Source organism: Sphingobium sp. HWE2-09 (assembly GCF_035989265.1).
Classification (GTDB): Bacteria; Pseudomonadota; Alphaproteobacteria; order Sphingomonadales; family Sphingomonadaceae; genus Sphingobium.
Genome location: NZ_JAYKZX010000003.1, coordinates 1282265 through 1292771, shown reverse-complemented (window position 1 = coordinate 1292771; position 10507 = coordinate 1282265). Strand labels below are relative to the sequence as shown.

Here is a 10507-nt window from a genome sequence, read left to right as displayed (position 1 = left end):
GACGATCACCGCTTCCGCGCGAACCAGATCACATGGCGCGGCCCTTTGCCATTGTCGCGCGCCTTCACCGCTACCTCGTCCACATCGAAACGGGCGTTACGCAAGCGACGGGCGAAGGCATCGTCCGATCCCGCCGACCATATCGCCAATATGCCGCCCGGTTTCAGCGCCGCCTTGGCGACCTCCAGCCCACCCGCCGAATAGAGCCGATCATTAGCGGTGGCGGTCAACCCGTCCGGCCCATTGTCCACATCCAGCAGGATCGCGTCATAGGTCGCCTTGGCTTGCGCGATCACCGGCACGACATCCTCGATCCGCAAATCGACGCGCGGATCGTCCAGGCATCCGGCCATCAGGTCAGCCATCGGCCCGCGCGCCCATTCGATGATCTTGGGCACCAGTTCGGCCACGGTCACGCGCGCCGATCCGTCCAGCACGCCCAGCGCCGCGCGCAGGGTGAAGCCCATGCCATAGCCGCCGACCAGCAGATGCAGCGCCTTGCGCCCCTGCAATCGCTCGATAGTCATCAGCGCCAGCTGCTTTTCCGATCCGCTCATCCGGCTGCTCATCAATTCGTTGCGGTCGAGCACGATCATATGATCGGCGCCGCGCCGGTAGAGCTTGAGTTCCTGCCCGCCCGGCACCTGCGCCGAATCCAGATATTCCCGCGGGATCATGATCGCTTCCTTCTTTCCTGCGCGCCGCCGTTCGTCCCATGGCCGCCACGCGCGACGCGCATGGCAGCTTGGCATCCGTCGCGCAAATGCTACAGGCACCGGGCAGGCACGCTTCATCCTATCCCGGCAGGCAGTTTCTCTCTTCATGCGCTATTTTCTCGACACCGAATTCAATGGCTTTGGCGGTACGCTGATCAGCGTCGCACTGGTCCCCGAACATGGCGACCAGGAATTTTACGTGACGCTGCCATTGCCTGACGAGATCGAGCCATGGGTGGAAAAGCATGTCGTCCCCTATCTGCGCCATGTGCCGCCGGGTATCGACCTGGAGTTGAACCGGGTGGAGGCGGCCGATCATGTCGCCGCCTATCTGGAGGGGGATAGCGATCCGGTCATCATCGCCGACTGGCCGGAGGATCTGTCGCATTTCTGCGCGCTGCTGGTGACGGGGCCGGGCAGGATGGCGGGCGTGGACTTCGGCCTGCGATTAGAACTCATCAACGCGGCGGGCTTCAGCGCCGCCGCCAACAGCCGGGTGCCGCACAATGCCCTGCATGACGCGCGGGCGCTGCGTGACTTCTATCTGGCGAACTGAGCGCCCTTAAAGAGTGGAAGGTAAGCTGGTCAGGCGGAATAAGGATAGAGGGGCGGGCGCTGGCGTGGGTTCTGACAGGATCAGGGCATGGCTTTCTCATTGGGGTTTCCAAGCGGTAATCGGAACGCCCTGATAATGGGGGTGGAAAATGCCATATTCATGTATTTCGCAGTCATGCACCTCGATCGCAGTAAAGCCTGCCGCCTCCAAATGCCCAATCAGGTCATCGCGCGAAAAGAATCGCAACTCAACCGTTGTCCCTGGGCCACCGTGGAAGATCAGATCATTGTGCAATTCATAGTCGCCTTCAGCGGTACGCCCGGCAAGTAGCCATTCGCCATCAAAGTCGATCAATTTGAAATCGCGCACGTTGGGGAAATGTTCGGTCGTATTCTGCCGGTCATCAAAAGGCACTGTCAAAACAAACAACCCACCCGGACGTAAAACGGAAAAGGCGCCGTCAAATGCCCGCTGCACAGGTGAAGGAACATGTTCGAATACATCACTGGAAATCAAGAAATCATGTTGATTGATCCACGAATCGCTAGGATTACAGATATCCAGCATCGGGTCGGTATGATAGAATGTATTGGTGTAATCGAAAGATTGAGACAAGCGATTTGCAAGACTGATCGAATCACTCAAGCCGATGCCACGGATATACTTCGCATCGACGGACGGAAGCATTTTGGATGAGCCGAAAATGCCTTCTGTGAGACAATGTACGACTTGCCGCATCCGAACGGATGATCCGCATGTCACGCATGTAGGAACTTCGCGCCAATTGTTATCGTCCGGTGTGAAAACGCTATTCTGTTCGCATATATTACAAGTAAATTCTGCATTCAGCATCGCTCAAAATCCTGTTTCTGTTCTGTTTCCAAAACGTCTGGAAAATTATTTATATTGCTGTTTCGCAATATTTATAAATGGGATTTTCGGTCTGAAGCGCATTAACGCCTATTTATTCTCTGCAGATTTTCAGATTTGATCAAAGGAATCAAGCAGTTTGACGTGGTGATTTAGGTAGAGAATTGGGCGGCTCTTAAAGCTCACGAATTTGGTGATTTTCGGATGCGATAAACAGGCGTATCCACACACGACCTGATCATTGATGGCTACCTGAAATTCTGACGGCCGTGCCATTGCGGTTCCTTGTATGCACCATGCTCCCTTCCTACGGCTGACATCTATCGCGACTTGGCAAGAACTATAACGCCTTCATCTACGCGGTATCGATATATTGTTTCGTTCCAAGGCGATGCTTGATCTGAGGGTTGGGGCAAATCGAAGCTAGCGGCTATGACGTTTACCTTAACGCAGGAGAAATGCGTCGTTCGTCCAGTGGTCCGATGCCACACTCATGAAGGATCGACCCATGTAGGCCATGCATCGACAGATCAGTGGCGTCTGGCCTAAAGAACATGACGGCTGATGCACTTCATAGACCACTATGGCGCAGGGTTCAGTCGCGGATGTCGCAAAGGCGTTGTCAACGCGAGGTGGGAAAAGCGGGAAATGAGGCAGTTCAACCGCAATCTCGAAGCCTTGCCCAAGTTCGCTCATGCGAACCGGGCAAAACGGCTATAACCGCGGATTGCCGAAAAGAAATGTGGTCGGGGAAAGAGGATTCGAACCTCCGGCCCCTGCCTCCCGAAGACAGTGCTCTACCAGGCTGAGCTATTCCCCGACCGATGCCGAAGCCGCTTTGTGGGCGGCCCCGTAAGGCAGGAGTGGGCCTATAGAGAGGGCTTTGGAGGCTGGCAAGCGGGCAATGACGGTTTTTTTGGTGGACGTTAAAGAAGACCGGCCGCGCGGAAGCTGAAGCGCGCATCGCCGCTATGGATGACATGATCGGCCAGCTTCACCTCCAAGGGGCGCAGGCTGCGCGCGATCGTCCGGGTCAGCCGCACATCCTGCCAGTCGGGCAGAGGCGATGGCCGGTCGTCGCGCCACTGGATCAGCGCCACCCAACTGCCTTCATCCTGCAACAGGCGATGCAGCACGGCGGGCCAGCCCTGCCGCAACGCCAGCAGGCGCTGCGGTCGCCAGTCCCGGTCCAGAATTGCGAGCGCCAGTTCGTCCTTCATGGCCGCAGGGTGCCGCAACGTCAGGCAGGCGCTTAGCGGAACATGCCCCCTTTTGGACGATGATTGCGTATTTTGCCGTGACGCTGGACGATTGGCCGCACCGCCATCCTGGGCTAGAGCAGCGCAACACCTTCATCCGTGAGAACCCTGCCTTGACCGACACGCCTGCCGCGACCGCGCCCCATTATGAACAGCAATATCTGGATCTGATGCGGCACATCTGGACCCATGGCGACGAACGGGTCGATCGCACCGGCGTCGGCACGCGGTCGATATTGGGCGCGACGATGCGATTCTCTCTGGCCGATGACGCGGTGCCGCTGCTCACGACCAAGCGGGTCTATTGGAAGGTCGCGGCGCGCGAAATGCTGTGGTTCCTGACCGGCGACACCAATATCCGCGAACTGGTGCGGCAAGGCGTGCATATCTGGACCGACTGGCCGCTGGACGCCTATCGGAAGGCCACGGGCGAAGACATCGATCGCGACACGTTCGAGATGCGAATTGTCGGGGACGAGGATTTCGCACGGCAATGGGGCGACCTGGGTCCGGTCTATGGCGCCCAATGGGTGAATTGGCCGCGCTACGAACCGGCAGGCGACGGCCTGTATCGCAAGGCGGATCAGGGCCACAACCAGATCGCCGCCCTGGTCGAGGCGATTCGCACGACGCCCGGATCGCGCCGCCTGCTCTTTACCGGATGGAATGTCGCGGAAGTGGCGCAAATGGCGCTGCCGCCCTGTCATATGACCTATCAGTTCCAGGTCGCGAACGGCCGCCTGAACGGCCTGCTGTTCCAGCGGAGTTGCGACCTGGGCCTCGGCTTTGCCTTCAACATCTTCGGCCTGTCGATGATCACCCGGATGCTGGCGCAGCAATGCGATCTGGAGCCGGGCGAGGTCGTCTGGCAGGGGGGCGACGTGCACCTCTACCTGAACCATGCTGCGCTGGTGGAAGAGCAGATGAATCGAATCCCGTCCGGCGTCCCCAAGATGCGGATCAATCGGCGGCCTTCGAGCATTTTCGATTACAGGATCGAGGATTTCGAAATGCTCGATTACGCGCCGCAAGCCCATATTTCCGCGCCGGTCGCCGTCTAAAGAGACAGCGAGTTGGACAGTTGAAAACAATAAATGGGTAAGGAGGGCTTGCCTTTCCGGTGCGTTGAAATATAGTTTCTACGTGAAGCAATATTATTGCAATGCATCATAGGAGGCAGGATGACCGATCCCATCGGATCAGGCGGCATGGACGGGCAGGCGGGGCGCAATCTCCCGCCGCTTCGCCTGCATGTGCCAGAGCCGCCCGCGCGGCCGGGCGAAAGCGCCGACTTCACCCATTTCGACATTCCTGCCGCCGACGCCGCGCCGCGCCCGGATGAAGCGGCGCAGCCGTCCGATATGCGCGACCTGGCCTATGGCTTGGTCCGTGTGCTGGATGAGGATAGCGCGGCGGTGGGGGCGTGGAACCCTAAGCTGCCGCCGGAAACGCTGTTGCGGATGCTGCGCTACATGGCGCTGACCCGTGCCTTCGACGCGCGGATGTTCCGTGCGCAACGGCAGGGCAAGACCAGCTTTTACATGAAATCGACCGGGGAAGAGGCGGTGTCGATCGGCGCGGCGCTGGCGCTGGCGCGCGACGACATGTGCTTTCCCAGCTATCGCCAGCAGGGCATTTTGCTCGCTCGCGACTGGCCGATGGCCGACATGATGAACCAGATTTATTCCAACACCGGCGACCGGTTGAAGGGCCGCCAGCTGCCGATCATGTATTCGGCGCGGGAGGCGGGTTTCTTCTCCATCTCCGGCAACCTTACCACCCAATATCCCCAGGCCGTAGGCTGGGCGATGGCGAGCGCCGCGCGCGGCGACACGCGCATCGCCGCGACCTGGTGCGGAGAAGGATCGACGGCGGAGGGCGACTTCCATTCGGCCTGCACTTTCGCCAGCGTCTATCGCGCGCCGGTGATCATGAATGTCGTCAATAATCAATGGGCTATCAGCAGCTTTTCAGGTTTTGCCGGAGCGGAGGCGACGACCTTTGCCGCGCGCGCCGTTGGCTATGGCATTGCCGGGCTGCGGGTGGACGGCAACGACATTCTTGCTGTCTATGCCGCGACCCGCTGGGCCGCCGACCGCGCGCGCGCCAATGGCGGGCCGACGCTGATCGAACATTTCACCTATCGCGTCGAAGGGCACAGCACCTCCGACGACCCCAGCGCCTATAGATCGGCCGAGGAAAGCAGCCTCTGGCCACTGGGCGACCCGATCGCGCGGTTGAAGCAGCATTGCATCACGCTGGGCATCTGGGACGAGGATCGCCACGCCGCGATGGACAAGGAACTGGCCGAACTGGTCCGCGACGCCGCGCGCGAAGCGGAAAAGAACGGCATATTGGGGCACGGCCTGCATCACCCGATGGAATCGATGTTCGAGGATGTGTTCGAGGAAATGCCCTGGCACCTCAAGGAACAGCAGCAGCAGATGCTGGACGAATGGAAGGCGGCGGGGCTGTGATGGGGTATGACAATCTCCTCTCCCCGCTGGGGAGAGGATACCGCAGCCTGACGGCTTGCCGTCTGGCGAAGGTTGGAGAGGGGGCTGAGTCGGCTCGTTATTCAACTGTCATTCCCCCTCTCCCAGCTTCGACTAGGCAGCCAGCTGCCAAGTCTGCGCAACCCTCTCCCCACCGGGGCGAGGAAAGGATCGCGCCATGACTGATATTCAACATATGAACATGATCCAGGCGATCAACAGCGCCATGGACGTGATGATGGAACGCGACCCGTCCGTGGTCGTGATGGGCGAGGATGTCGGCTTTTTCGGCGGCGTGTTCCGCGCGACCGCAGGCTTGCAGCAGAAATATGGCAAGAACCGCGTGTTCGACACGCCGATCACCGAATGCGGGATCATCGGCGTGGCGGTGGGCATGGGCGCCTATGGCCTGCGCCCGGTGCCTGAAATCCAGTTCGCCGACTATATCTATCCCGCGCTCGACCAGTTGGTGTCGGAAGCGGCGCGCTTGCGTTACCGGTCGGCGGGGGAGTTCATCGCGCCGATGACGGTGCGATCGCCCTTTGGCGGCGGCATCTTCGGCGGCCAGACGCACAGCCAGTCGCCCGAAGGCATCTTCACCCATTGTTCGGGGATCAAGACGGTCATTCCGTCCACCCCCTATGACGCCAAGGGGCTGCTGATCGCCGCGATCGAGGATAATGACCCGACCCTCTTCTTCGAACCCAAGCGCATCTATAACGGCCCGTTCGACGGCCATTATGATACGCCGGCGAAAAGCTGGGCAGGCCATGCCGACGCGCAGGTGCCCACAGGCTATTATCGGATCGCATTGGGCAAGGCGCGGATCGCGCGGGCGGGGGAGGCGCTGACCATATTATGCTACGGCACGATGGTCCATGTGGTCGAAGATACCGTCAAGACGCTGGGCATCGATGCGGAAATCGTCGATCTGCGCAGCCTCGTCCCGCTCGACATCGACACGATCGAAGCGTCGGTGAAGAAAACCGGCCGCTGCCTGATCGTCCATGAAGCGACCCGCACCAGCGGGTTCGGCGCGGAATTGCTGGCGCAGGTGCAGGAGCGTTGCTTCTACCATCTCGAAGCGCCGATCGAGCGTGTCACCGGGTTCGACACGCCCTATCCGCACAGCCTGGAATGGGCCTATTTTCCGGGGCCGGTGCGTATCCGCGAAGCCATCAACAAGATCATGAAGGACTGACCAGTCATGGCGCTGTTCACATTCAAGCTGCCGGATATCGGCGAAGGCATTGCCCAGGCGGAAATCGTCGGCTGGCACGTCAAGGTCGGCGATCGGGTCGAGGAAGACCAGCCGATCGCCGACATGATGACCGACAAGGCGACGGTCGAGATGGAAAGCCCCGTCGCGGGCACCGTGGTGCGGCTGGCGGGCGAACCGGGCGACCAGGTTTCCATCGGCGCGATGCTGGTGGAGATCGAGGTGGTGGGCGAGGCGGTTACAGCGCCGCCGCCATCGGTGGAGACGATCGAAGCGGAAACGCCGGGAGAGGCGGTGATCGAGAAAGCGGCGCACATTCCAGAGCCCAGTGCTCCTGCGAAAGCAGGAGCCCAGGGTTCGGAAGCCGGGCCTGTCGACCTTGGGCTCCTGCCTTCGCAGGAGCACGGCGTTGCGGAGCGCCCTATCCTCGCATCCCCCGCCGTGCGCGCGCGCGCCAAAGACCTTGGCGTCGATCTCGCCCAGGTAAAACCGTCGGGCGACCATATCCGCCATGCCGATCTCGACGCCTATCTGCTCTACGGCGAAGGGCAGGGCTATCGTCCCGCCGGGCGTTCGGCGAAGCGCGCGGACGAGCAGGTCAAGGTCATCGGCATGCGCCGCCGGATCGCCGAGAATATGGCCGCGTCCAAACGCAACATCCCGCACTTCACCTATGTCGAGGAAATCGACGTGACCGCACTGGAAGAGTTGCGCGAGCAGCTCAACGCCAATCGCGGCGACCGGCCGAAGCTGACCATGTTGCCGCTGCTGATCGTGGCGCTGTGCAAGGCGCTGCCGGACTTCCCTATGCTCAACGCGCGCTACGATGACGAAGCGGGGGTGGTGACGCGCCATGGGGCGGTGCATCTGGGGCTGGCGACGCAGACCGATGCGGGCCTGATGGTGCCGGTGATCCGCGACGCGCAGGATCGCAATGTTTGGCAGTTGGCGACCGAAATCCGCCGCCTGGCCGACGCCGCGCGCAGCGGCAAGGCGAAGTCTGAGGAACTGTCCGGCTCCACCCTGACATTGACGTCGCTGGGGCCGCTGGGCGGCATCGCCACCACGCCGGTCATCAACCGACCGGAAGTCGCGATTATCGGTCCCAACCGCGTGATCGAGCGTCCCGTCTTTAAGGGCAAGGAGATCGTCGCGGCGAAGCTCATGAACCTGTCGATCAGTTGCGACCATCGCGTGGTCGATGGCTGGGACGCGGCCAGCTTCGTGCAGGTGGTGCGCAAGCTGCTGGAGGCGCCCGCCTTCCTGTTCGTGGATTGAATGATGTGGGGGCGGGTGGCGTGGTCGTCACCCGTCGCCTTCAGCTACCCTAACCCGTTCGCTTCGAGCGTAGTCGAGAAGCATCTGGCACAGCGCCGGTTTCTCGACTGCGCTTGAAACGAACGGAAATGGTTGATCTGACTCACGGCTTCCTCAGCGCATCACCGCCCGATAGCTCAGGCGCCCCGTGCGGCCCGGCTGCACCGCATCGGACAGGCGCCAGCGTATGTGCGTGACGTCTTCCGCCACCGCCCGCCGTTCGCCGCCCAGCGGCGTCGGCAGCCATAATTGCTCCAGCCGCCCCCAGTGGTTCCCGCCATCTACCGACACCTGCATGGCCGGATCGTCCAGGTCCGGCCGGGTGCCGCGCGGCACCGCGCGCGTGATGGCGAAGTCGCGGACGGGCTGGCTACCCTCATTGCGCCAATTCACGATCACGACCAACCTGTCGCCCCGCTCGACCCGGTCGGCGCTCGCCAATGTCCGGCGTGGGCGGCCATTGAGGTCGGTCGATATCCGCTCGACAAACATCTGCGTGCCCAGCCGTAGCGCCGGTTGCGCCGCGACCGGTTGCGTTGCCATCAGCATCGCTGCCCAGGCCAGCCCGGGCGCAAGCATCCGCGTCATCATCGTCCCCGTTCTATTCATCCCCGCATTCGCCTTAGCGGTCGTGCGCAAATATTTGGTTAAGCGCGTCTTTTCCTTGCCCCTAGGGTGGTGACGCCCTTTGTAAATTGACGCTGCGCCACAGGGCGCGCACATCGGTGGGAACGAACAGGGAATCGATCAGGCGTGACGACGACGGAACAGAAGGAAGTCAACCGGCGGCGCGACCGGCTGCTCGCGTCGATCGCGCTGACATCGGGCATCGGGCTGATCCTGGCGCTGCCCTTTGCCTTGCGCGCGGGGGCGGAATTCTTCCTGCCGCTCACGGCCGCGCTGGTGATCGCCATCGCGCTGGTGCCGCTGCTGGAATGGATGGAGCGGCGCGGGCTGCCGTCGGCCTTTGCGGCGCTGGTGGCTATGATCGGCTTCCTGGTGGTCGCCAACACCGCCCTGGTGCTGATCATCGTGCCCGCGACCGACTGGTTCCGCATCCTGCCGCAACGCCTGCCGCAAATTCAGGCGAACCTCGCCCCGCTGATCGACTTCTACGCCAATCTTCAGCGGTTCGTGGACGAAACCGTGCGGATGCTGGCGACCGGCCCGGTTGCGGCGGCGCAGACGGCGGCGGTGGATGCGCCACGCTCGCTGCTTCAGTTCGCCGCGACCTCCGCCCCATCGGCGATCATCCAGATGGTGTTCTCCTTGCTCATCATCTATTTCTTCCTGGCGGGCTGGACCCGGCTGCGGCGGCGTACGATCAACAGTCGCGGCAGTTTCGACGGCGCGATGGCGGTGGCGCGGGTGATCCAGAATATGGTCGATGCGACATCGGCCTATGTCATCACCATCGCCACCATCAACCTGTGCCTGGGTCTGGCGATCGCGATCGCTTTGTGGCTGATCGGCATGCCCTCTCCCTGGATGTGGGGCGGCATCGTTGCGCTGCTCAACTTCATCCCCTATTTCGGGCCGATGCTGGCCGCCGTACTGCTGGGGCTGGGCGGGTTGATGGTGTTCGATGACGTCTATGTCGCCTTGCTGCCCGCGGCCGTGCAGGTGGGCTTCCATCTGGTGGAGGCGAACGTCATTACGCCGATGCTGCTGGGGCGGCGGTTGACGATGAACCCGCTGCTGATTCTCGTCTCGCTCGCCTTCTGGGGCTGGGTCTGGGGCACGCCGGGCGCTCTGCTGGGCGTGCCGCTGCTGATCATCATCCAGACCGTGGTGCAGGCGGCGGGAACCCCGGATATTGCGGGCTTCCTGTTCGAGCAGGGGACGCTGACGGTCGCCCCGCGCAAAGAAAATGACGAGAAAGCGGAAAGTCCCGTTGCGGACGGTTGACAGCATCGCAGGACGCTCATAGACGGCGCTTCCACACCAAACGCGGGTGTAGCTCAGTTGGTTAGAGTGCCGGCCTGTCACGCCGGAGGTCGCGGGTTCGAGCCCCGTCACTCGCGCCACTTTCCTTGACCGGAGGGTGGAAATGGTGTTCCAGACCGTATCGTCTG

Annotated in this window: 10 protein-coding genes and 2 tRNA genes; 7 read left to right on the top strand and 5 right to left on the bottom strand. The window is 61.7% G+C overall.

The window, feature by feature from the left end; genetic code table 11:
- Window positions 1–5 precede the first annotated feature (5 nt).
- The gene (locus U5A89_RS11695; RefSeq protein ID WP_338161288.1) at window positions 6–677 is read right to left on the bottom strand and encodes a spermidine synthase; all 672 of its coding nucleotides are present in this window, start codon (window positions 675–677) and stop codon (window positions 6–8) included.
- A 145-nt stretch (window positions 678–822) separates the two neighbouring features.
- Between U5A89_RS11695 and U5A89_RS11690 the strand changes: the two genes are divergently transcribed.
- A complete protein-coding gene (locus U5A89_RS11690; RefSeq protein ID WP_338161287.1) occupies window positions 823–1272 on the top strand; it encodes a hypothetical protein in 450 nt (149 codons plus the stop codon).
- 96 nt (window positions 1273–1368) lie between these two features.
- Here the strand turns inward: U5A89_RS11690 and U5A89_RS11685 are convergent, their stop codons facing one another.
- The 3 genes from U5A89_RS11685 to U5A89_RS11675 form a co-directional block, all read right to left on the bottom strand.
- The gene (locus U5A89_RS11685; RefSeq protein ID WP_338161286.1) at window positions 1369–1959 is read right to left on the bottom strand and encodes a methyltransferase domain-containing protein; all 591 of its coding nucleotides are present in this window, start codon (window positions 1957–1959) and stop codon (window positions 1369–1371) included.
- Window positions 1960–2885: 926 nt separating this feature from the next.
- Window positions 2886–2962, bottom strand: a tRNA-Pro gene (locus U5A89_RS11680).
- A 106-nt stretch (window positions 2963–3068) separates the two neighbouring features.
- Window positions 3069–3362, bottom strand: coding sequence for a JAB domain-containing protein (locus U5A89_RS11675; RefSeq protein ID WP_338161285.1), 294 nt, complete (start codon window positions 3360–3362; stop codon window positions 3069–3071).
- Between the two features lie 59 nt (window positions 3363–3421).
- Between U5A89_RS11675 and thyA the strand changes: the two genes are divergently transcribed.
- From thyA to U5A89_RS11655, 4 genes are all read left to right on the top strand, one after another.
- Window positions 3422–4462: a thymidylate synthase gene (gene thyA / locus U5A89_RS11670; protein ID WP_445190649.1), complete on the top strand. Its 1041-nt coding sequence runs from the start codon at window positions 3422–3424 to the stop codon at window positions 4460–4462.
- Window positions 4463–4582: 120 nt separating this feature from the next.
- The gene (locus U5A89_RS11665; protein ID WP_338161284.1) at window positions 4583–5878 is read left to right on the top strand and encodes a 3-methyl-2-oxobutanoate dehydrogenase (2-methylpropanoyl-transferring) subunit alpha; all 1296 of its coding nucleotides are present in this window, start codon (window positions 4583–4585) and stop codon (window positions 5876–5878) included.
- A gap of 214 nt (window positions 5879–6092) precedes the next feature.
- The gene (locus U5A89_RS11660) at window positions 6093–7097 is read left to right on the top strand and encodes an alpha-ketoacid dehydrogenase subunit beta (protein WP_338163026.1); all 1005 of its coding nucleotides are present in this window, start codon (window positions 6093–6095) and stop codon (window positions 7095–7097) included.
- Window positions 7098–7103: 6 nt separating this feature from the next.
- Window positions 7104–8393 carry a dihydrolipoamide acetyltransferase family protein gene (locus U5A89_RS11655; RefSeq protein ID WP_338161283.1) on the top strand — a complete coding sequence of 430 codons (1290 nt, stop codon included), beginning with the start codon at window positions 7104–7106 and terminating at the stop codon, window positions 8391–8393.
- A gap of 153 nt (window positions 8394–8546) precedes the next feature.
- Here U5A89_RS11655 and U5A89_RS11650 read toward each other — a convergent pair whose 3' ends face one another.
- Entirely contained in the window at window positions 8547–9020 is a 474-nt protein-coding gene (locus tag U5A89_RS11650; protein ID WP_445190648.1) for a hypothetical protein, read from the bottom strand.
- 165 nt (window positions 9021–9185) lie between these two features.
- Here U5A89_RS11650 and U5A89_RS11645 point away from each other — a divergent pair, with 165 nt between their 5' ends.
- A complete protein-coding gene (locus U5A89_RS11645; protein WP_338161282.1) occupies window positions 9186–10340 on the top strand; it encodes an AI-2E family transporter in 1155 nt (384 codons plus the stop codon).
- Window positions 10341–10382: 42 nt separating this feature from the next.
- A tRNA-Asp gene (locus U5A89_RS11640) sits at window positions 10383–10459 on the top strand.
- Window positions 10460–10507 lie beyond the last annotated feature (48 nt).